The organism is Pseudomonas sp. Y24-6, from assembly GCF_020295325.1.
In the GTDB taxonomy this organism is placed as follows: Bacteria; Pseudomonadota; Gammaproteobacteria; order Pseudomonadales; family Pseudomonadaceae; genus Aquipseudomonas; species Aquipseudomonas gregormendelii.
In genome coordinates this window covers 100,736-120,972 of the sequence record NZ_JACBXG010000001.1, presented here as the reverse complement: position 1 = coordinate 120,972, position 20,237 = coordinate 100,736, and the positions used below count along the sequence as shown (strand labels likewise).

Here is a 20,237-nt window from a genome sequence, read left to right as displayed (position 1 = left end):
CAAAGACATGCAAATGCCCAAAACCATCCAGATCAAGAACGGCGAAAAAGTCAGTCCGACCTTCTCGGCTCAGGAATACGCCAACCGCCAGGGCAAACTGCGCGCTTATCTGGCGCAAAACAACATCGACGCGGCAGTCTTCACTTCCTATCACAACATCAACTACTACAGCGATTTCCTCTATTGCTCGTTCGGCCGCCCTTACGCCCTGGTCGTGACCCAGGACAGCGCCGTCACCATCAGCGCTAACATCGATGGCGGCCAGCCTTGGCGCCGGACCGTGGGCACCGAGAACATCGTCTACACCGACTGGCAGCGCGACAACTACTTCGTCGCCATCCAGCAAGCCTTGCCCAAGGCGGGGCGCATCGGCATCGAGTTCGATCACTTGAACCTGCTCAACCGCGACAAACTGGCCAGCCGCTACCCTCAGGCCGAGCTGGTGGACATCGCTGCACCCTGCATGCGCATGCGTATGATCAAGTCGGCCGAAGAGCACGCGATTATCCGTCACGGTGCACGGGTGGCGGACATTGGCGGCGCCGCGATCGTCGAAGCACTGCGTGACCAGGTGCCGGAATATGAAGTGGCGCTGCATGCGACCCAGGCCATGGTGCGCGAAATCGCCCGGACCTTCCCGGACTCGGAGCTGATGGACACCTGGACCTGGTTCCAGTCCGGCATTAACACCGATGGCGCACATAACCCGGTGACCTCGCGCAAGGTCAACAAGGGCGATATCCTCAGCCTCAACTGCTTCCCCATGATCGCCGGCTACTACACGGCGCTCGAACGCACGCTGTTTCTCGACCACTGTTCCGATGAGCACCTGCGCCTGTGGGAAGTCAACGTCAAGGTCCACGAAGCCGGGCTGAAGCTGATCAAGCCGGGCATGCGCTGCTGCGATATCGCCGAGCAGCTCAATGAGATTTTCCTTGAGCACGATCTGCTGCAGTACCGCACTTTCGGTTACGGGCACTCGTTCGGCACCCTGAGCCATTACTATGGCCGCGAAGCCGGGCTGGAACTGCGTGAAGACATCGACACGGTGCTGGAGCCGGGGATGGTGGTGTCCATCGAACCGATGATCATGCTGCCCGAAGGCCTGCCGGGGGCTGGCGGTTACCGCGAGCACGACATCCTGATCGTCAACGAGCAGGGCGGCGAGAACATCACCAAATTCCCGTACGGGCCGGAGCACAACATCATTCGCAAGTAACGGCGTAACAGACCGGCGTGGGAGCTTCGCCGCTCCCACGCTTGTTCATCGAACATTGCTGGACACCACACGGCATGCGCGCCCAAGAACGTGCAGCCCTTGCTGACCTTGAACCCTGCCAAGTAAAACAATAGAGGGTATTTGTCATGTCACACGTCTCGACTGTTCTCCCCCGTTTTTGCACCTCCACCTCGGGAGGTGCGCAATGAGCACCGCAAGCCTCACCCTCGCGCAGACTCATGAAAAAACTTCCGAGCGCAAAGCCCTGCGCCGCGCCGCCAGTGCCAGCTTCATGGGTAACTTCGTCGAATGGTTCGACTACGCCGCCTACGGTTACCTGGCCACCGTCATCGCCCTGACATTCTTTCCGCAGACCGACAAGGCCAGCGCCTTGCTGGCGACGTTCGCGGTGTTTGCCCTGTCGTTCATCGTCCGTCCCCTGGGTGGCCTGGTCTGGGGGCATTTTGGTGACAAGTATGGGCGGCGCAGCGCGTTGTCCTGGTCGATCCTGATCATGTCGGTCTCGACGTTCTGCATCGGCATCCTGCCCACCTACAATCACATCGGCCTGTGGGCACCGGCGTTGCTGCTGGTGATCCGCCTGTTCCAGGGGTTCTCTGCGTCCGGTGAATACGCCGGTGCGTCGGCATTCCTCGCCGAGTACGCCCCGGAAGGCAAGCGCGGCCTGTACACCAGCATTGTCCCGGCCAGTACCGCCGCCGGTTTGTTGTTTGGCGCGGTGTTCGTGGCGGGCCTGCATGCCTGGCTCAGCGTCGAGGACCTGCACAGCTGGGGCTGGCGCTTGCCGTTTCTGCTGGCGGCGCCGTTTGGCCTGGTGGGGCGTTACATCCGCATGAGCCTGCAGGACACGCCCAAGTTCCTGGAGATGGAAAAGCGCCTCGAAGCCAAGGAATGTGCGACCCATGCCCCGGTTCGCGAGCTGCTGACCGTGCACCGGCGCAGCGTGATCATCGGCATCGGCGTGACCTGCCTGAACGCCGTGGCGTTCTACCTGCTGCTCAGCTATATGCCGACTTATCTGTCGACTGAAATGGGCATGAGCGAGAGTGATTCGTTCCTGGCGTCAACGGTGTCCCTGGCGACCTACATCGGCCTGATTTTCCTGATGGGCAGGCTGTCGGACCGCTTTGGGCGCAAGACCATGCTGCTGACGGCGTCGGTATTGTTCCTGTTGCTGACCTTCCCGTTGTTCGGAATGCTCGATCATCAGCCACTGCTGGTGGTGTTGATGATCCAGATCGCATTCGGCGCAATCCTGGCCATGAATGACGGCACCTTGCCGTGTTTCCTCGCGGAGATATTTCCCACTCGTGTGCGCTTCAGCGGGTTTGCCTTCAGCTTCAATATCGCCAATGCGGTGTTTGGCGGGACCGCTCCGTTTATCGCGACCTGGCTGATCCAGATGACCGGTAACAAGATGGCACCGGCCTGGTATCTGCTGGCCGCTGCAGCGGTAGCGTTGGTGGCCATGCTGGCTAGCCGGGAAACGGCGCACAAGGCTTTGCAGGATTAATGTGGGAGCAAGACTTGCCCGCGATGGCGTCCTTGCATCAATGCACTGCCAGCTGCTTGCGCTCACCAATTGGCGACACTCCAAAAAACCGGCTATAGCATTTGGAAAAATGTGCCGGGGACACAAAGCCGCAGGCGAGCGCGATGTCGCGGACCTGCGACTCGCTACGCAGCAGCAATTGCCGCGCCCGCGACAGGCGTAGCTCCAGATAGTACTGGCTGGGGGTGCGCTGCAGGTGTTTGTGAAACAGGCGCTCCAGCTGGCGCACCGACACTTCGTTCAAGCGCGCGAGCTCTTCCAGGCTGACCGGCTCCTCAAGATTGGCTTCCATGATCGCCACCATCTGGCTGAGCTTGGGCTGCGAGGTCCCCAGCTTCTGCCTTAAAGGCACGCGCTGCTGCTCCTGTGCCCCGCGCACCCGGTCGCACAGCAGCAACTCGGCGGCATGGGCGGCGATGTCGCGGCCACCGGGTTCGCGGGCGATCAGTTGCAAGGTCATGTCCATGGACGCCACGCCGCCGGAGCAGGTGTAGCGGTCGCGATCCAGTTCGAACAGCTGATTGGAGATGATGATCCCGGGAAACCGCTCTTTGAGTGCCTCGATATCTTCCCAGTGAATGGTGCAGCGGTAACCCTTGAGCAGATCCGCGCGCGCCAGCAGGTGGCTGCCGGTGCAGATGCCGCCCAGCGTGACCTGCTGATGGGCAAGCTTGCGCAGCCAGTTGAGCAGTGGCCGGCTGCTGTGATTGGAGACTATCGGGTTTGCGCCGACCACGAACAGAATGTCCAGCTCGGGGGCGTCGACGATCGAGTAATCAGGCAGGATGCGCATCCCGTTGCTGGCGCTGACCGGGTCCAGTGTGGCGCCGATCACCACCGTGCGAAACATCGGCCGGCGCGCCGCCATATTGGCCATGCGCAGGGTTTCCACGGAGGAGGCGAAGCCGATAGTGGTGAAATTGGGAATGACCAGAAAGCCAACGGTTTTCACCGGCCGTTGTTCACCTGCCGGGCCGTCCACGGGCGGTGTGTTCGCCTTCATCAATACTCTCCGCTGTACCATTGACGCGTTCTGCGCAGGTAGCGACCTGTCGCGGCTTCATCGCGTTTTCATGAGGGTGATGTGCAGGACCGAGTGCTTGAATATTACACCCAGTGCTCGCTCAACAGGCGCACGGCCTCGGCCTCCACGGCGCCCTCGTCGGTGCCATCGGAAAAGACCGCGCAGGTGGTGATATCCGGGCCGCAAACACTGCGATAAACCGCCACGACACTGCCGGGGCCGACGCCGGTATGACCGCTGAGGATGCGTCCGCTCTCGACCGGCCCGTGCATCAGGCCGAGGCCGTAGCCGGGGGCGATCCAGGGACGTCCCGGGATCGGTCCACCGAGCGTGCGCACTGCCTGCATTTGAGCAAGCAAGGAGTGCGCCAGGAAGTCTGAAGCGAATAAACGGTCCAGGCACAAGGCGGCCTCCACCAACGGCCCTACCAGCAGCCCGTGGTATACCCAGCCCGGGTCATAGGTGGGGACAGCGCCCATGTTTACCCCGTGCAGATCGACTTCACGCCTGACGAGACGGACCCGGGACAGGCCAAGCGGTGCGAACACCCGTTGCGCCAGGGCTTCATCCAGGGCAAGGCCAGTCACGCGTTCGATCAACCGCGCCACGTACAGATAACCGACATTCGAATAGCCCCAGCCATCTCCCGGTGCATAACGCAGGCGGCTTGCGTCAAGGCGTTGCAGCATTTCATCCGCCGGCCAGGGAGCGTCACCGCGGGCTACTGCGCCGTGGTAATCGGCCAGTTCGCTGTAGTCCGCCAGGCCTGCTTCATGGCGCAACAGTTGGCGCAGGGTGAAGGGGCCTTCGGGCAGAGGCTGATCCAGCTCGATCAGGCCATCGCGCACCAGCGTCAGGGCGGCAGCCGCCAGCACGGTCTTGGTAAAGCTCCACCAGGGGATCGTCGCATCGGACCGATCCGGGGTCAGGGGTGTACCGTTGGAAACAAGGGAGAAAAGCATTGCTGGCTGCTCTGAAAAGGGGCGCGGCGTGAGTTTGCCAGAATGCAAAAGCCGGTGATCAAATGTTTACATCCGGCCATTGCTGCATGACCTTAGCGCAGCCAGTGCACCAGCACGCCCGCCAGCGCGCATGCCAGCAGTACTTCGATCACACCGCGCTTGAAAACCAGCAGCGCGATCGCCGCGACCAGTGCAAGCAACAGCGACACCCAGTCGAACACACCACTGAATCCGCCTGGCCACAGCACGTGGTAGCCGAAAAACACCGCGAGGTTGAGAATCACCCCGACCACCGCTGCGGTGATGGCGGTCAGCGGCGCAGTGAATTCAAGTTGGTTGTGGATCGATTCCACCAGGGGACCGCCAGCCAGGATGAACAGGAACGAGGGCAGGAAAGTAAACCAGGTCACCAGCGCCGCCGCGAGCGCGCCTGCCAGGAACGCCTGGTCCGGGCCAAATAACTGCTGCACATAGGCGCCGATGAAGCCGACGAACGCCACCACCATGATCAACGGGCCGGGGGTGGTTTCGCCCAGCGCCAGGCCGTCGATCATCTGGGTGGGTGTCAGCCACCCGTAATGACTGACTGCGCCCTGGTACACATAGGGCAGCACCGCATAGGCACCACCAAAGGTCAGCAGCGCGGCCTTGGTGAAGAACCAGCCCATCTGGGTGAAGGTGCCGTGCCAACCAAACAGGAGGGTGAGCGCCCCCATCGGCAGCGTCCACAGGATGGCCCCGATAAACGCCAGGCGCAGCAATTTCAGGCTGCTGAAGCGGGCATGTGCGGGTGGCGGGGTATCGTCATCGATCAGCGCGGGCCCGAACGATTTACCCTTGGCCACTGCTGTGCCGACCGTGAATTTTCCGGGGTCAAGGCGTCCGCCGACGTACCCGATGAGTGCTGCGGCCAGCACAATCAAAGGGAAGGGCACGTTCAACAACAGGATCGCGGCAAAGGAGGCGCCGGCAATGCCCCACAGCCAGTTGTTCTGCAACACCCTGGAACCCATGCGGTGCGCGGCTTGCAGCACGATGGCGGTGACCGCCGGCTTGATCCCGTAGAACACCCCGACCACGACCGGCACTTCGCCGAAAGCAACGTAGACCCAGGATAATGCAATGAGGATGAACAACGACGGCAGCACGAACAGCGCGCCGGCAATCACGCCGCCCCAGGTGCGGTGCATCAACCAACCGAGATAGGTCGCCAGTTGCTGAGCTTCGGGGCCCGGTAGCAACATGCAATAGTTGAGGGCGTGCAGAAACCGGCGCTCGGAGATCCAGCGCCGGCGCTCCACCAGTTCCTGGTGCATGATCGAGATCTGCCCGGCCGGGCCGCCGAAACCGATCAACCCCAGTTTGAGCCAGAACCCGAAGGCTTCCCGTAGCGGGACCGCCCGGGGTGATGCCTGAGCCTGTTGGTCGGCGGAGCAGGGGGTATGGCTCAAACAGGTGCTCCCGAATGACTTAACCGTGACCCAACGCGATCGCAAACGACACCACGATCATGCACGCAAACGCGAAATTGAGGTTCATGAGGGCTCGTTCCGTAAAGTGCTAAAAGTGCAGCCATCTTGAACAGGTCGCGCAGAAATAAAAAATTCGCCTTCATGATTTGAAAGATCGAAACAATTGATACCTCGGTCATTACTGGGTGCCAAACATCGCCGTCCAGTAAATCCCCGCATCGCTCTTCGGGTCTACTGCGTAGGCCGCGCCCAGTTCCTTGTACGCGGGGTTCATCAGGTTGGCGCAGTGACCGGGGCTGGCGATCCAGCCGTCGACGACCTTGCCCACGGTGTCTTGCCCTGCGGCGATGTTTTCGCCGATCTGCTGGCCGATGTAGCCGGCCAATTCCACCCGGTCACCCGGCGTGCGGCCGTCGCGATCCTTGTGATCGAAAAAATTGTTGTTGGCCATGGCTCGCGAATGGGTCTCGGCGGCGCTCGCCAATGTCGCGTTCCATGCCAGCGGGGTGGTGGCAGCGAACGATTGCGTGCCGCACTGGCGAGCCTGGCTGCGGGCGTTGTTGAGCAGGGTCAGGACTTTCTGGCCTTCGGCCTGGGAATCGCCCAGGCGTGCGGACATCAGCGGCCGCGCCAGCACGATGCGCCAATCGCGGTCGTCGCGACTCACGCCGATGTCGACAAACTGCGGGTCGAGCACCACGTGGCAGAAACTTTCCCGAATGGCTTGCATGGCCGATTGCGCATCGCGGGGGCCGGACAGGGTGATCGCCTGCACATTGACCATCGGGTAGCCGGCACTGGCCATGGCTTGCTGCAGGTTGCGCACGTTTGTCGCCGACAGTGCCAGGCGTGGATCACCTGCCAGTGGCGGCAGTTCCGGCGATACCTGGTCGGCGCAACGCTGGGGCTGGGTGCGGTAGAGGTTGATCGAATCGATCAGTTGTTTCTCATCGACCGCCAGCGCCTGGGCGGCAAATGACAGGCCCAGCGACAACGCGGCAAGGCGCATAACGGATGGAATGAAGCGCATGAAAATCCCCTTGGGCAGACTGCGCCCATGATGCGCGATTTCACCCCCGCTTGCGCAATGCCTTTTTTGCGCCTGAAACAGTTTTATTGGCCACCGGATGAAATGAATTTGGGCGACTACAATCAAGCCAGGGCGGACACAGTGCGTAACAGCGTCGATAATGCGCTGCCCCATCCGGTTCTTTGAGAAGGGTCGATCATGCGCTTGATGTGGACTGCAACCTGCCTGGCACTCTCCCTGATCGGCAGCCAGGTGATGGCCACTGAACTTGAACAGCAAAAAGCCGAGGACAAGGCTGAGGTGCTTGAGCAAAAGGCGGCGGAAAAAGGCCCCGACGTCCCGGTGCCCAAGGCCGAGGCGATCACCACCTCGGAGGTGCAGGCGGTCGATCCCGCCGGCTCGGCGCCGCTGGATGACGCCATAACCTGTCTTGCGCGCTCCATCTACTGGGAAGCGAAGGGCAGGCAGACCCGGGAAATGGAAGCCGTGGCCAGCGTGGTCATGAACCGCCTGGGGCACGAAGGTTTTCCCGACACGGTATGCGCAGTCGTCAAGGAGGGCTCGGAAAGCCGTAACTGTCAGTTTTCCTGGTGGTGCGACGGGCGTTCGGATCAGGTCAGGGAGGATGCCGAGTATGCGGTCGCCAAGGAGATCGCGCGCAAGGCGCTGAACCGCACACTCAACGACCGGACACTGGGGGCGATGTATTTCCATGACAAGACGGTGCGGCCGGATTGGGCGGCCAAGTACATCAAGACGGCGGATATCGGCAGGTTCAGGTTCTACAAGCCGCGGGGCGGGGACGCGAAGTAGCGGCGTGGGGACGACCTTCAAGAATGGACGACAAAAAAGGCACCTTCCCAGGTGCCTTTTTCGTGTGCCGCCGTTTTACAGTTCCTGACCCAGGAAGATCAGCGTATTGCCATGGGCTTCAGCCGCAGCGCGCTGGTTGTAGCTGTCGCGGTGCGAGCAGTTGAAACCGTGTTCGGCTTGCGGGTAGATGACGATTTCCACGAAGTCGTTGTTCTCGAAGCGCTCGGCGATTTTTTCCACGGCTTCCAGTGGAATGTGGCTGTCCTCTTCGCCGAAGTGCATCAACAGCGGCACGGTGATTTCGTCGGCGCGGTCCAACTGGTCCTGGATACCGCCACCGTAGTAGGTGATTGCCACGTCCACCAGGCCGTTGGCGGCGGTCAGGTAGGACAGCAGGCCGCCGAAGCAGTAGCCAATCGAGGCCACGCCACCATCCAGGCCCGGCTGGTCCTTGAGAGCGGCAATGGCCAGCTTGATGTCGTCCTGGGCTTTGGTGATGTCCGTGGCATTCATCAGTTCGACGGCGCGTTTCCAGCCGGCTTCGTCGTAGGTCAACTCGATGCGCGGGCCGCTACGCCAGAACAGATCCGGCACGACCACCAGGTAGCCGTCGGCAGCGTATTGTTCGGCGACCGAGCGGATGTGCTCGTTGACGCCGAAGATCTCCTGGATCAATACGATCCCCGGGCCTTTTTGCGTGTGGGGAATCGCCAGGTAGGCACCGAATTTACCGTCGGCGCTGTCGATCTCGATCCATTGGGTGGTTACGCTCATGGTGGCTCCTGTCTACGCGAGTGAGGGGGGTGTAGCTTGCCACGGTAACATTTCAACGAATGTTACGGCGCCAGAAAGTGCATGCCAGCAGCGCATCAAGGCTGAGTTTACCTGCCCCGGTCAATACCAGCGGAAGGAGCGCGGCGAGGTAGATCAGCGGCAGCTTGAAATTGCCATGTCCCTTGTTGCTGATGGCGTAGCCTTGGGCCAGCTCACTCAATGTAGACCAATCGGCCGGCCAGTGGACCGCTGCGGTGGCGACCACGGTCACTACCATCAGGATGAGCGCCGAGACTCGCGTGCCCAGGCCCACCAGCAGGGCCAGGGCGCAGATCAGCTCGGCCCACATCGACAGTTCCCAGTTGAAGGTGGCGGGGACATGGTTGAACGGAAACGGAAATCGCTCCTGAATGTCGGCAAACCAGTTCTGTCCGTTCCATTTTTCCAGGCCCGACTCGAAGAATTCCCAGGCCAGGAACACCCGCAAGGTCAGCGGCGCCATCCAGCTGCCGGCGCGGTCGAGGTTGAAGTGCAGGCCTTTGACGGCCGAAGACAGTGAGGTGTTCATGGGCGGGATCTCCGTTGCGCGTTTTGATCGGCCAGGCCAATCGACAGGCGGATTTCATCAGCCGGGTGTATCAGCGATGTGTCGTGGGCCAGGGAGATTGGAGGGTTAATGTGTCGGGGATGGAGGTGGATACACGTGGATACGCTTGAGCGAGTTGAAAGGCCGGGAATGACGCTCCGGGGATTTTCCGGTACCTTTTCTGCCCCTCCATTGCATGGTGAAACCGCTTCATGTCTCTTGCGCTCGATCGTCTAGTCGCTGGCACGCCCATTCCATTCGCCGGGAATCGTGTCACTGTCGTCAGCCCCGAACTGGCTGAGCGGTTCCAGCCCGGTGACCACCTTCTGGTGGAGCAGGTCAGTGGTGAATTGCTCTTGATTCCGGTGGCTGACCAGCAAGCCGCAGCCGTGGCGATCGAGCGCGCCGAAGCGGCTTTCAAGGCGATGTCGGCCGTGTCGGATGAGGCGATCAGCGAATTTTTCGACCGTTTCGCGCAGCGCCTGGAAAGCCCGCAGGCCTGGGCGTTGATCGAGGCGGCGAACCTGGCCGATATCGAGCGGGCCAAGTCCCGTGGACGTTCCACTACGCGACTGCTGGCCAATGAGCCGATGCGCCGCGACATGATCGCCGGACTCAAGGCCTGGCGCGATGCGTCGGCGTCTCGCGGAAAAGTCATCAGTTGCGTCGAGCATGACGGCTGGAAGGTCGAGCAGGTGGTCTCACCGCTGGGCATTGTTGCGTTTGTATTCGAGGGCCGGCCGAATGTCTTCGCCGACGCTGCTGGCGTTCTGCGTACGGGCAATACCGCCGTGCTGCGTATCGGCAGTGATGCGTTGGGCACCGCCCAGGCCATCGTTACCTATGCATTGAACCCGGCGCTGGCCGATGCAGGCTTGCCCGCCGGCGCTGTGTCGCTGGTGGAAAGTGTCAATCACGCAGCGGGTTGGGCCATGTTCGCCGACCGGCGCCTGTCGCTGGCCGTGGCCCGAGGTTCTGGCCGCGCAGTCAGCCAGCTGGGCAGTATCGCCCAGCAGGCCGGCACCGCCGTCAGCCTGCACGGCACCGGAGGTGCCTGGCTGATAGCGGACAAGGACGCCGACGCCCGGCGTTTTGCCGCCGTGGTGCGCAACTCCCTTGACCGTAAGGTCTGCAACACCCTGAACGTCTGCCTGATTCACCGCAACCGGGCGGCTGAATTGGTGCCGTTGTTTCTCGACGCCCTGCAGCAGGCCGGCAACAGCCGTGGCCAGGGCTGCAAATTGCACATCGTCGAGGGGAGCGAAGGGCGCTTGCCGCCGCAGTGGCAAACGGCGAGCGTCGAGGTCTATCGCGCCGATGGCTACCGCACCGAAGCGCTGGCTGAGCCATTGCCCGAGGCGCAACTGGGGCGTGAGTGGGAATGGGAGGAAACGCCCGAAGTCAGTCTGAAAATCGTGGATGACCTGGATCAGGCCATCGACCTGTTCAACCGCTACAGCCCGCAATTCACGGTGTCGTTGATCAGTGAGGACGCCAGCACCCAGGAGCGCTTCTACAACGCGGTGAATGCGCCTTTCGTGGGTAACGGAATCACCCGTTGGGTGGATGGCCAGTACGCATTGAACAAGCCGGAGCTGGGCCTTTCGAACTGGGAAAGCGGTCGCCTGTTTGCACGCAGCGCGATTCTCTCGGGGGATGGGGTGTTCACCATTCGCAGCCGCATGACCCAGATTGATCTGGGCGTTAAACGCTAAGGCAACTTCGCAAATAAAAAGGGCCTGCTCTTTGGCGAGAGCAGGCCCTTTTTATATTAGAGGTGTGAAGTTTCAGTAGAACCGGTCAATCACCCGAACTTCGTTCTGGTTCTGCATCGACGCCCACGCCTGCTTCAGCGTTTGCAGAACACTGCCGATGAAGTCTTTATCAGCGGCGGCTTTCTTGCCAACGTAGCCCTGGCCGCGACGGTACATTTTCAGTCGGGCAAGCAGGTTCTGGTTGTTCTTGTCGAATTCCGTCTCATCGGCGTGCGTTGCCAGGCAGTCCATATGAACCTGGCCCGACTTGCTGATCCACAGAATATGGCTGTCGTGGCTGTCTTTTTGCGCCGCGAACATGCGAGCCAGTTCTTCGATAGTTGGTTGATTGTTCAGATTCATGATTTGCCCCTTGACCATTTGGTGATCTTTCAAAGTTGGTTCGCTAATACAGGTAGCCCATCGGTTAGTTGATCCCTGGCACCGAAACCAGGACGTCAGCGTTCATTCGCCGAATGTGGCGAGGTCCCGCGTCTGTTGCATGTAGTCGTGTTGAATAACTGCTACGCAATAGCGTCACAACGAAGAGAAGCAGCGAAACCTGGAGGCCACTGCCGACTTTTCAGGGTCGGCCACAAGCTTCATGAGGATTGATCGCCAGCGCTTCTCGTCCTTGTACTGGACGTTCGGGCCAGGTCAGCTTCTTCAATCTGCCTTGTGGGCAGCGTGTATCCGGGAATAACAGCTCGGCGGTCAGACGAGCTTGCTCAAACATGTTGCCGTACTCCCGATCGGGGAGATGTCTGCATCATGCAAGGGCAAATCGGAGGCGTCAATGGTTATGTAGTGATTATTTTTGTGCACTACATATTGTCGGACAAAGCGGTTTGGAATTAGCAGGGAGGGCCAGTGTGCCCGGTTCAGACCGACTGGGGCGGGGTTTCAAAGCGGTAAAAGGTGCAGGGATATCCATCCACCGTTCGCTGGTGCACGCTGTAGCGATTGCCGGTGAGAATTGGTATGAGTCCGGCCCAGAACCGCCGCGCCGGCTGGTTTGCATCGATATGGAAAATTTGCCATTGACCCGGGTGGGCGCTCAAGAGGGCAGAGACGACAAACTTCGCGACGCCTTGGCCACGAAAACGTCGAGTGACGAACAGATAACCCACATTCAATTGCGCACCATCGAGGTGGGTCTGGTCGTCGACGGTCATGAAGCCGGCCAGTTCGCCGTCAACCGTGATCAGGAAGGGCCGGGTGGCCGGCTTTCTCCAGTAGTCCACCTGGGGCTGGATGCTGAAGAACCCGTGCCCTGCGAGCTTCAGCGGGAGCCATTCACTGAAGTCGTACAGGTAGAACTGCATCAGGTTTTCAATGGTGTCCAGATCGTCGCGTTGGGCGGCGTGCAGTTCTATCACGGGCATTGAAAGCGGCTCCTGACCGGGTTGATCAGTGGGGCGCGAAATCGTATGGGCCGCCGGTCTTCAGTGCGGCCGCGTAGGCTGGACGTTTCTGGAAGCGGTCGACCCACGCGGCGACGTGCGGGTACTGACCGAGTTTGCCTTGCGCCCTGGCGATCTCGCCGATAAAGCTCATCTGGATATCCGCAGCGCTGAATTCAGCGCCCAGCAGGTAGTCGCCCTGGCTCAGCGCAGTGTCGAGGTAACCCAGGTAGTTGGCCACTTCCGAGTTGATCCGTGGATGCAATGGCGCGCCAGCCTCGCCCAGTCGACCCACGTACAGGTTCAGCATCAATGGCAGCATCGCTGACCCTTCGGCGAAATGCAGCCATTGCACGTATTGATCATAGGCGGCTGTGGCGGGGTCGGGTTGCAGGCGTCCCTGGCCGTGGCGCCGGATCAGGTAATCGATGATGGCCGCAGACTCGATCAACTTCTGTTGACCGTCTTCGATGACCGGGGATTTGCCCAGGGCATTGACCGCCTTCAACTCCGGCGGTGCAAGGTTGGTCTTCGGGTCACGCTGGTAGCGCTTGAGCTCATAGGGAATGCCCAGTTCTTCCAGCAGCCAGAGAATCCGTTGCGAGCGAGAGTTGTTCAGGTGATGGACGATAATCATGTTGGAGGCCTTTTCAGGTAGTGGGCTGGCGCCGGGCTTGAACAACACTAGACCATCACGGTCCTTGCGAAGTGCCCTTATGGTTTGCTCGCCGGTTTTGCCGCGCGCCGGGCGCTGGTGGCCGGTTTGCGCTTGGCCGGTTTGCGTTTGTTTTTCCACGGCGTGGCTCCGTGCCCTGCCGGGCTTGCAGGCCCGCTGATGGTCAGGCTAAGGCCTGCGCAGCGGGCCACCTGTTTGCTCATCCAGGCGGCCTGTTTGGTGACAAACTCTTCCAGGCTCATCTCGCCGCTCTGCACCATGTCCAGCGCCTGTTCCCAGATCGCCGTGGTACCCGGGTCGGCAATGGCCCGGGGCACGGCGTCGATCAGGCTGAATGCCGCCGGGGTCGCGGCCAGCGCCTTGCCGTTTTTAATCAGGTAGCCGCGGTCGAGCAGCCCCTGGATGATCGACGCGCGAGTCGCTTCGGTACCGATGCCGGTAGTGTCCTTGAGTTTTTGCTTGAGCAGCGGATCTTCCACGAGCTTGGCGACATTTTTCATCGCCTTGATCAGGTCGCCCTCGGTGAAGGGTTTGGGCGGCTGAGTCCAGAGGTCCTTGAGCTTGACGTCGACAACCTTGCATTCACGACCTTCGGCCAGGGCCGGCAAGGTTTGCGGAACCGGCGCTTCGCGTCCCTTGGCCGGGGCCAGGGCCTCGGGCAGGGCGCGTTTCCAGCCGGGCTCGACGATCTGCTTGCCGACGGCCCGCAGTGCTTGACCGGCGCAATCAAAGTCGGCCTGGGTCCGGTCGTACTCGTGGTTGGGCAGGAACTGCGCCAGGTAGCGTGCGCGAATCAACGTGTACACCGCCCGCTGCTTGCCCACCAGTCGCTCGAGGTTGTTTGCCGCTGCCGTGGGGATGATCCCATGGTGAGCGCTGACCTTGGCATCGTTCCAGGCGCGGGAGCGTCGGTGCGGTTCAAGGTGATCATTCAATGCGTCCAGGCCGGGATCGGTCTGCCTCAACGCGGCCAGAATGCCAGGCGCCTCGCTGTGCTGACTGACCGGCAGGTAGCCGCAGTCGCTGCGGGGATAGGTGATGACCTTATGGGTTTCGTAGAGTGCCTGGGCGATGTCGAGCGTCTCCTGGGCACCGAGGCCCAGTTTCTTCGAACAGACCTCCTGCAAAGTGCCCAGGTCGAAGGGCAGGGGGGCGACTTCACGCAGGCGCTCGGTACGCAGCTTGACCACCCGGGCGCTGGCCGCCTGGCTGATAGCTGCTGCGGCCTGCCGGGCCAGTTCCGGGTTCAGGCAGCGGTCCTGGTCGTCGCAAACCTCGGAAGCTGCGCGCCATTGTGCGGTGAATGGTGTGCCCTCGTGCAGCAGTTGCACGTCAATCGCCCAATAGGCGACCGGGACGAAATCGGCAATGCTGCGATCCCGATCCACCACCAGGCGCAGGGTGGGCGTTTGTACTCGACCGACCGGCAACACGCCCTGATAACCGGACTGCCTTCCCAGCAGGGTGAACAGGCGGCTCATGTTCATGCCGATCAGCCAGTCGGCCCGAGAGCGGCCCAGGGCGGAGTGGTACAGGCTGAACGTCTCGGCTCCCGGCTTGAGCGCCGCCAGCGCCTTGCGAATTGACGCGTCGTCCAGCGCCGATAGCCAGAGGCGACGAATCGGCCCGCGATACCGGCAGTGTTCGACCAGCTCCCGAGCGATCATTTCGCCTTCGCGGTCGGCGTCCGTGGCGATCACCAGCTCATCGGCTTCGCCCAGCAATCGTTTGACTGCCTTGTACTGGCTGGCAGTGCGCGGCTTGACGGTCATCTTCCATTTATCAGGGATGATCGGCAGGTCTGCCAGCACCCAGCGCTTGTAGCGAGCGTCGTAGGCATCCGGTGGCGCGGTTTCCAGCAGGTGGCCGATGCACCAGGTCACCGTGACATCCGTTCCCAGCCAGCAGCCATCGCCGCGACGCCGGGCGCCGAGCACGGCCGCAATATCCTTGGCCTGGGAAGGTTTTTCACAGAGGTACAGCCGCATGACCACCATCGTTGTTCAATGTCCGAGAGGTTCACAGAATGGCGGTTGACGGGCGAGGGATCAACCTTTATCTGTATGGATGTACAGCGGATGAGTTTCCGATCATTGCCCTGAGCCACTGCCATCGGGCCGAGCCCATCACCGAAGAGCCTGGAGTGAAGCTTCCGTTCGGCTGTGAAGCGTTCGTGCAGGCGTAACTTGGGTTATACCTGATAGCTGGTGATGCAGGTTTTGACGACGCCAAGCTGCCCTTTAAGAGGATGCTTGCCCTGCGCGGGCACGCGCTTTCGCACCAATCGAGTCAAGTCTTCCAAGAGGAACCCACTCCATGCCAACTCCCCCCGCGGTCATAACCATTGCTGAACAACCGGGCTGTCTTCTGGTGAAATTCCACGGCATCCAGGTCGCCGCGTCCTCGCGCGCGCTGGTGCTGCTGGAGGCCAATTACCCGCCGGTGTATTACGTCCCGCGCGAAGACATCGACGAGAAGTACTTTGCCCGCACCGATCACACCAGTTATTGCCCGTACAAGGGCGATGCCAGCTATTTCAGCCTGCAGGTTCCCGGGCATGAGGGGGCCAACGCGGTATGGAGTTACGAGAAGCCCAAGGTGTCGGTGGAACAGATCAAGGATTACGTCGCGTTCTACCCGGATCAGGTGAAGTTCGAATTGCTGGACGCCGAGGTCTGATAAAACGCGTTCGGATGATGGGTATTGCCAATGACCTGTTACAAACATGACAATGCGAGTCATTATCAGTCGCGAATAATTCCATTGTCATGCCCACCCACGAATTGTCCCTGCGCAGTGCCGTCAATGAGCTGTACTGCGAACACCATGGCTGGCTCAGCAGCTGGTTGCGCAAACGGCTGGGTAACACGTTCGATGCAGCGGACCTGGCGCAGGATACGTTCGTCCGGGTGATCAGGGCGCGCAACGCGCTGGAGATCCGTGAGCCGCGCCCCTACCTGTCGATGATCGCCAAGGGCCTGCTGGTGGACCTGTTCCGGCGGCGCTCGCTGGAGCAGTCCTATCTGGAAGCGCTGGCGACCATGCCTGAATCGCAACAACCGTCGCTGGAAGAGCAGGCGATCCTGTTGCAGGCGTTGATGGAGATTGATCGGCTGCTGCAGGGCCTGGGGACGAAGGTCAAGCAGACGTTCATCCTGTCCCAGTTCGACGGCCTGACCTACCCGCAAATCGCCGAACGCCTGGGTATCAGCACCCGCACCGTGAACAATCACATGGCCAGGGCCATGGAGCACTGCTGCCTGATGCAGATTCAGTTGCAACTGACATGAGCCCTTCTGCAGAGGAGTTGAAGTCGATCAGCGCAGCTGCCCGCTGGTACGCCAGGCTTCAGTCCGGCGTAGCCACCGATGCAGAGCGAACCGCGTGGCGCGACTGGTTAAGCGCGGACCCTGCCCATCATCTGGCCTGGCAACGAATTTCAGCCGTGTGCGAGCAGATGACAAGCGTTCCCGGTGCCCTGGCATCCCCGGCCCTGCGCGGTGCCGAGCGGTCGCGTCGACACGTCTTGCGCAGTGTCCTGGTGCTGGCGTCGGCCGGGTCTCTGGGGTGGCTGGGCTGGCGTAGCGACGCTACGCAAACGCTGTTCGCCGACTTGCGCACTGCGGTGGGAGAGCGCCGTGAATGGCGGCTGGCCGATGGCAGTTCGTTGCTGCTCAATACCGCTACTTCGGTCAACGTGCGCTTCGACGGTCACCAGCGGGTACTGGAGCTGGTGCGCGGGGAAATTCTTGTGACAACGGCTGTCGATACTTCCCGGCGTCCGTTCAAAGTGGTCACCGGACACGGCGAGGTCCTGGCGTTGGGAACGCGCTTTATCGTCCGCGCCGAAGGCTCGGGCGGTGAGGTGGCCGTGCTGGAAAAAGCCGTGGAGGTCAGTGCGCACAAAGGCAGTTCGACGGTTCGCCTGGAGGCAGGCCAACGCATGGATTTCACCCTGCGCACGCTGGGCCCGGTGCGCCGCAATGATGCGTCGGTCGGCGCCTGGCAACAGGGCAGCATCATTGCCATCAATCGCCCGTTGGCGGATCTGCTCGAAGATCTTTCGCGGTATCGCTCGGGCGTGTTGCGTTGTGATCCGCGTATTGCCGATTTGAAAGTGTCGGGGGCATTCCCGATCGACAATACGGATTTGGCGCTGGCGGCGCTGGAGAGCGGGTTTTCGTTGCGGCTCGTTCGGTACAGCCGTTATTGGGTGACGGTTTCGCGGTAGGCGCCTGCTTGCTGGCGATCGCCGCGCCATCTGAGTGCCGCTTTCGCGAGCATGCATTGCTCCCACCGAGCCGGGCTGGCCCCACTGAAAATAATTTCAGAGCCCTTGCACTTTTCAGCAGCACCGTTCGGCTCATCCCTCAGTGAGATTTTATTGATGGGTTCTGGGGGAGGGTAAACATGTCTCGGGTGTACATGCCAGGTCGTCTGGCGATTGCAGTAAAAATCGGCTTGCTTGCAGCGACTACCAGCGCAGCCTGGCCAGGCGTAGCACTGGCTGCGCCGGCACACCAGCAACGCGCCGTGCAAACCTACGATATTGCTGCCGGCAGCCTCACCGAAGTGCTCAGTCGTTTTGCCAGTACGGCAGGCGCGGCCATCTCGTTTGATGCGCGTCAGACTCAAGGCTTGAGCTCTCCCGGCATCAATGGCGCGTTTGCTATCAGTGATGGCTTTGCGCGGATCCTGCACGGCAGTGGCCTGCAGGCCGAGCCCCAGGCCAACGGTACCTACGTATTGCGACCTGCACCGTCTGCCGGCTCGGCGCTGGAGCTTGGCGCCACCAACATCAATGGCCAACTGCTTGGGGCCACCACCGAGGACAGCGGCTCCTACACCACGGGCGCAATCACTATCGGCAAAGGCGAACATTCGCTCAAGGAAACACCGCAGTCGGTCACGGTGATGACCCGCAAAATGCTCGATGACCAGAACCTCAACACCATCGACCAGGTGATGGAAAAGACCCCGGGCATTACCGTCTATGACTCGACCATGGGCGGCAAGTATTTCTATTCCCGGGGCTTCCGGATGTCCGGCCAGTATCAGTACGACGGCGTGCCGCTGGACATGGGCAATCTGTATGTCCAGGCCGACAGTTTCAGCGGTGACATGGCGTATTACGATCGGGTCGAAGTGCTGCGTGGCGCTGCGGGGATGATGAAAGGCTCGGGCGGCACGGCGGGCGGCGTCAATTTCGTGCGCAAGCGTGGCACCAGCGCTGCACACACCGATATCACACTGTCTGGTGGCAGCTGGGACAACTATCGCGGCCAGGTCGACACGGCTGGCCCGTTGAACGAAGCGGGTACCCTGCGGGGGCGGGCGGTGGTGGCCGAACAGAGCCGGCACTACTCCGTCGACGATGCCAGTCGCAAGGATCAGGTCTACTACGGCGCGCTGGATTTCGACCTGAGTTCCGACACCACCCTGGGCCTGGGCGTGGCCTATGAAGACGTTGATGCCAGCCCATGCTGGGGCGGCCTGCCGCGTTACCGCGATGGCAGCGACCTGAAACTGGGGCGCTCGACCTGTCTGGATCCGTCCTGGAACACTTGGCGCAGCCAGCGCACCACGGTGTTCGGTGACGTGAAACACCAGATCAACGAGGACTGGGCGCTGAAGGTTGCCAGCGTCTACACAAAAAACACCCAGGACATCAAGTACGCCTTTGCTTCCGGCGCCGTCACCCCGGGTGTCGGTACCACCGGCATGCTGGGTAGCCTGTATGACTACGATCAGGTCGATTACGGACTCGATGCCTACGTGGATGGCAAGTTCGCTGCGTTTGGCCAGCAACACGAACTGGTTGTGGGCGTTAACGCCAGTCGATCGAAAAAAGATGATTTCTACAGCGTGGCGTTCCTGCCCCAGCGGCAGAATGTGTTCAACCCCGACAAACATATCCCGGAGCCGGATGAGAGTTACTTCATCGATAATTCCTCCCGCGGTGGCCCGGTCAACTCCGTCACCAGACAACAGGGCCTGTACTCGACCCTGCGCCTGAAGCTGGCAGATCCCCTGACGCTTGTGGTCGGCGGGCGGGTGAGCTGGTACGACTCCGACACCGACTCGGTGTTCATCAATTCGGGTACTTCCGAGCACTCAAGTACTACCGAGACCGGACAGGTCACGCCGTTCGCCGCAGTGCTGCTGGACCTCAACGAGAACCTCACGGCCTACGCCAGTTACTCGGATATCTTCACGCCCCAGGGTAACTACCGCTCCGAAGACGGATCGGCGCTCAAGCCGCTCGTGGGCCAGAGCTATGAGCTGGGGATCAAGGGCGCCTGGTTCGACGGTCGCCTGAACAGCTCGTTCAACCTGTTCCGTACCCTCCAGAAGGACCAGGCACAGACCGACTTCAACTCCTCATGCCCGTCATCGGATGGCTACTGCTACGTCAACGCGGGCAAGGTCCGGGCCCAGGGGTTCGAGGCGGAGATCAGCGGTGAGGTGATAGAGCGGCTGCAGCTGCTTGCCGGCTATACCTACACCCAGACCAAGACTCTCGATGACATCGATACCAGCCTCAATGGCGCGGCGTTCAACAGTTACGTGCCACGCCATGTGTTGCGCATGTGGGGCGACTACGCGCTCGATGGCGTCCTTGAACGCTTTTCGATTGGCGCTGGGGTGAACGCTCAGAGTGATAATTTCCGGGTGTCGCCGTCTTCCGGAAACAAAATCACTCAGTCGGGTTACGCGATCTGGAACGGGCGCATCGGCTACCGTATCGACGACACCTGGTCGGTGGCGCTCAATGGCAACAACCTGTTCGACAAGCGCTACTACGCAACGATCGGTACCGAGGCGTTCGGCAACTACTATGGGGACCCGCGCAATCTCATGTTGTCGGTGAAAGCGAGTTTCTAAGAGGCACAACTGTAGGAGCGAGCTTGCTCGCGATGGTCGTTAACGATAACGCGGGGGCCCAAATAC

19 protein-coding genes are annotated in these 20,237 nt (G+C 61.1%); 9 read left to right on the top strand and 10 right to left on the bottom strand.

Annotated features, from left to right (window positions below; translation table 11 throughout):
• Positions 1-7: 7 nt before the first annotated feature.
• The gene (locus HYI44_RS00530; RefSeq protein ID WP_122839564.1) at positions 8-1,219 is read left to right on the top strand and encodes a M24 family metallopeptidase; all 1,212 of its coding nucleotides are present in this window, start codon (positions 8-10) and stop codon (positions 1,217-1,219) included.
• 205 nt (positions 1,220-1,424) lie between these two features.
• Entirely contained in the window at positions 1,425-2,753 is a 1,329-nt protein-coding gene (locus HYI44_RS00525) for an MFS transporter (protein ID WP_122839565.1), read from the top strand.
• A 37-nt stretch (positions 2,754-2,790) separates the two neighbouring features.
• Here HYI44_RS00525 and HYI44_RS00520 read toward each other — a convergent pair whose 3' ends face one another.
• The 4 genes from HYI44_RS00520 to HYI44_RS00505 all read right to left on the bottom strand — a co-directional run bounded on the left by HYI44_RS00520 (position 2,791) and on the right by HYI44_RS00505 (position 7,280).
• Positions 2,791-3,795: a GlxA family transcriptional regulator gene (locus HYI44_RS00520; RefSeq protein WP_122839566.1), complete on the bottom strand. Its 1,005-nt coding sequence runs from the start codon at positions 3,793-3,795 to the stop codon at positions 2,791-2,793.
• Positions 3,796-3,899: 104 nt separating this feature from the next.
• Positions 3,900-4,778: a serine hydrolase domain-containing protein gene (locus tag HYI44_RS00515; protein ID WP_225568474.1), complete on the bottom strand. Its 879-nt coding sequence runs from the start codon at positions 4,776-4,778 to the stop codon at positions 3,900-3,902.
• Positions 4,779-4,870: 92 nt separating this feature from the next.
• Positions 4,871-6,229, bottom strand: a complete 1,359-nt coding sequence (gene chrA, locus HYI44_RS00510) for a chromate efflux transporter (protein ID WP_225568473.1) — start codon at positions 6,227-6,229, stop codon at positions 4,871-4,873.
• A 199-nt stretch (positions 6,230-6,428) separates the two neighbouring features.
• Entirely contained in the window at positions 6,429-7,280 is an 852-nt protein-coding gene (locus HYI44_RS00505; RefSeq protein WP_225568472.1) for a CAP domain-containing protein, read from the bottom strand.
• Between the two features lie 198 nt (positions 7,281-7,478).
• Between HYI44_RS00505 and HYI44_RS00500 the strand changes: the two genes are divergently transcribed.
• The gene (locus HYI44_RS00500; protein ID WP_225568471.1) at positions 7,479-8,093 is read left to right on the top strand and encodes a cell wall hydrolase; all 615 of its coding nucleotides are present in this window, start codon (positions 7,479-7,481) and stop codon (positions 8,091-8,093) included.
• Between the two features lie 75 nt (positions 8,094-8,168).
• Here HYI44_RS00500 and HYI44_RS00495 read toward each other — a convergent pair whose 3' ends face one another.
• Together HYI44_RS00495 and HYI44_RS00490 are read right to left on the bottom strand one after the other, a co-directional pair.
• Positions 8,169-8,867, bottom strand: a complete 699-nt coding sequence (locus HYI44_RS00495; RefSeq protein WP_122839571.1) for a dienelactone hydrolase family protein — start codon at positions 8,865-8,867, stop codon at positions 8,169-8,171.
• Positions 8,868-8,919: 52 nt separating this feature from the next.
• Positions 8,920-9,435 (bottom strand): DoxX family protein, encoded by a 516-nt coding sequence (locus tag HYI44_RS00490; RefSeq protein ID WP_122839572.1) that lies wholly within the window; start codon positions 9,433-9,435, stop codon positions 8,920-8,922.
• A gap of 230 nt (positions 9,436-9,665) precedes the next feature.
• Here HYI44_RS00490 and HYI44_RS00485 point away from each other — a divergent pair, with 230 nt between their 5' ends.
• Positions 9,666-11,168 carry an aldehyde dehydrogenase family protein gene (locus HYI44_RS00485; protein WP_225568470.1) on the top strand — a complete coding sequence of 501 codons (1,503 nt, stop codon included), beginning with the start codon at positions 9,666-9,668 and terminating at the stop codon, positions 11,166-11,168.
• 72 nt (positions 11,169-11,240) lie between these two features.
• On the opposite strand, the gene HYI44_RS00480 is transcribed toward HYI44_RS00485, so the two are convergent.
• The 4 genes from HYI44_RS00480 to HYI44_RS00465 form a co-directional block, all read right to left on the bottom strand.
• Positions 11,241-11,570 (bottom strand): hypothetical protein, encoded by a 330-nt coding sequence (locus HYI44_RS00480; RefSeq protein ID WP_045057705.1) that lies wholly within the window; start codon positions 11,568-11,570, stop codon positions 11,241-11,243.
• A 518-nt stretch (positions 11,571-12,088) separates the two neighbouring features.
• On the bottom strand, positions 12,089-12,592 hold the full coding sequence (locus HYI44_RS00475; protein WP_201146928.1) for a GNAT family N-acetyltransferase: 504 nt from the start codon (positions 12,590-12,592) through the stop codon (positions 12,089-12,091).
• Positions 12,593-12,617: 25 nt separating this feature from the next.
• Positions 12,618-13,247: a glutathione S-transferase family protein gene (locus HYI44_RS00470; protein WP_122839906.1), complete on the bottom strand. Its 630-nt coding sequence runs from the start codon at positions 13,245-13,247 to the stop codon at positions 12,618-12,620.
• Positions 13,248-13,324: 77 nt separating this feature from the next.
• A complete protein-coding gene (locus HYI44_RS00465; protein ID WP_225568469.1) occupies positions 13,325-15,274 on the bottom strand; it encodes a DNA topoisomerase III in 1,950 nt (649 codons plus the stop codon).
• A gap of 38 nt (positions 15,275-15,312) precedes the next feature.
• Between HYI44_RS00465 and HYI44_RS00460 the strand changes: the two genes are divergently transcribed.
• The 5 genes from HYI44_RS00460 (at position 15,313) to HYI44_RS00440 (ending at position 20,171) form a co-directional block, all read left to right on the top strand.
• Positions 15,313-15,471, top strand: a complete 159-nt coding sequence (locus HYI44_RS00460) for a hypothetical protein (RefSeq protein WP_201146927.1) — start codon at positions 15,313-15,315, stop codon at positions 15,469-15,471.
• A 131-nt stretch (positions 15,472-15,602) separates the two neighbouring features.
• Positions 15,603-15,965 carry a DUF427 domain-containing protein gene (locus tag HYI44_RS00455; RefSeq protein ID WP_122839575.1) on the top strand — a complete coding sequence of 121 codons (363 nt, stop codon included), beginning with the start codon at positions 15,603-15,605 and terminating at the stop codon, positions 15,963-15,965.
• A gap of 89 nt (positions 15,966-16,054) precedes the next feature.
• Positions 16,055-16,576: a sigma-70 family RNA polymerase sigma factor gene (locus tag HYI44_RS00450; RefSeq protein WP_225568468.1), complete on the top strand. Its 522-nt coding sequence runs from the start codon at positions 16,055-16,057 to the stop codon at positions 16,574-16,576.
• Complete coding sequence (locus HYI44_RS00445; RefSeq protein WP_225568467.1) at positions 16,573-17,517, top strand: FecR domain-containing protein; 945 nt, start codon at positions 16,573-16,575, stop codon at positions 17,515-17,517. The genes HYI44_RS00450 and HYI44_RS00445 overlap by 4 nt, the downstream gene beginning before the upstream one ends.
• A 179-nt stretch (positions 17,518-17,696) precedes the next feature.
• Positions 17,697-20,171, top strand: coding sequence for a TonB-dependent siderophore receptor (locus HYI44_RS00440; RefSeq protein ID WP_225568466.1), 2,475 nt, complete (start codon positions 17,697-17,699; stop codon positions 20,169-20,171).
• Positions 20,172-20,237: the final 66 nt, after the last annotated feature.

Excerpts from the sequence above, each read along its gene's own strand:
- HYI44_RS00530 (WP_122839564.1), top strand. The coding sequence starts at position 8 with ATGCAAATGCCCAAAACCATCCAGATCAAGAACGGCGAAAAAGTCAGT.
- HYI44_RS00525 (WP_122839565.1), top strand. The coding sequence starts at position 1,425 with ATGAGCACCGCAAGCCTCACCCTCGCGCAGACTCATGAAAAAACTTCC.
- HYI44_RS00520 (WP_122839566.1), bottom strand. The coding sequence starts at position 3,795 with ATGAAGGCGAACACACCGCCCGTGGACGGCCCGGCAGGTGAACAACGG.
- HYI44_RS00515 (WP_225568474.1), bottom strand. The coding sequence starts at position 4,778 with ATGCTTTTCTCCCTTGTTTCCAACGGTACACCCCTGACCCCGGATCGG.
- HYI44_RS00505 (WP_225568472.1), bottom strand. The coding sequence starts at position 7,280 with ATGCGCTTCATTCCATCCGTTATGCGCCTTGCCGCGTTGTCGCTGGGC.
- HYI44_RS00500 (WP_225568471.1), top strand. The coding sequence starts at position 7,479 with ATGCGCTTGATGTGGACTGCAACCTGCCTGGCACTCTCCCTGATCGGC.
- HYI44_RS00495 (WP_122839571.1), bottom strand. The coding sequence starts at position 8,867 with ATGAGCGTAACCACCCAATGGATCGAGATCGACAGCGCCGACGGTAAA.
- HYI44_RS00490 (WP_122839572.1), bottom strand. The coding sequence starts at position 9,435 with ATGAACACCTCACTGTCTTCGGCCGTCAAAGGCCTGCACTTCAACCTC.
- HYI44_RS00485 (WP_225568470.1), top strand. The coding sequence starts at position 9,666 with ATGTCTCTTGCGCTCGATCGTCTAGTCGCTGGCACGCCCATTCCATTC.
- HYI44_RS00480 (WP_045057705.1), bottom strand. The coding sequence starts at position 11,570 with ATGAATCTGAACAATCAACCAACTATCGAAGAACTGGCTCGCATGTTC.
- HYI44_RS00475 (WP_201146928.1), bottom strand. The coding sequence starts at position 12,592 with ATGCCCGTGATAGAACTGCACGCCGCCCAACGCGACGATCTGGACACC.
- HYI44_RS00470 (WP_122839906.1), bottom strand. The coding sequence starts at position 13,247 with ATGATTATCGTCCATCACCTGAACAACTCTCGCTCGCAACGGATTCTC.
- HYI44_RS00465 (WP_225568469.1), bottom strand. The coding sequence starts at position 15,274 with ATGCGGCTGTACCTCTGTGAAAAACCTTCCCAGGCCAAGGATATTGCG.
- HYI44_RS00460 (WP_201146927.1), top strand. The coding sequence starts at position 15,313 with ATGGCGGTTGACGGGCGAGGGATCAACCTTTATCTGTATGGATGTACA.
- HYI44_RS00455 (WP_122839575.1), top strand. The coding sequence starts at position 15,603 with ATGCCAACTCCCCCCGCGGTCATAACCATTGCTGAACAACCGGGCTGT.
- HYI44_RS00450 (WP_225568468.1), top strand. The coding sequence starts at position 16,055 with ATGCCCACCCACGAATTGTCCCTGCGCAGTGCCGTCAATGAGCTGTAC.
- HYI44_RS00445 (WP_225568467.1), top strand. The coding sequence starts at position 16,573 with ATGAGCCCTTCTGCAGAGGAGTTGAAGTCGATCAGCGCAGCTGCCCGC.
- HYI44_RS00440 (WP_225568466.1), top strand. The coding sequence starts at position 17,697 with ATGTCTCGGGTGTACATGCCAGGTCGTCTGGCGATTGCAGTAAAAATC.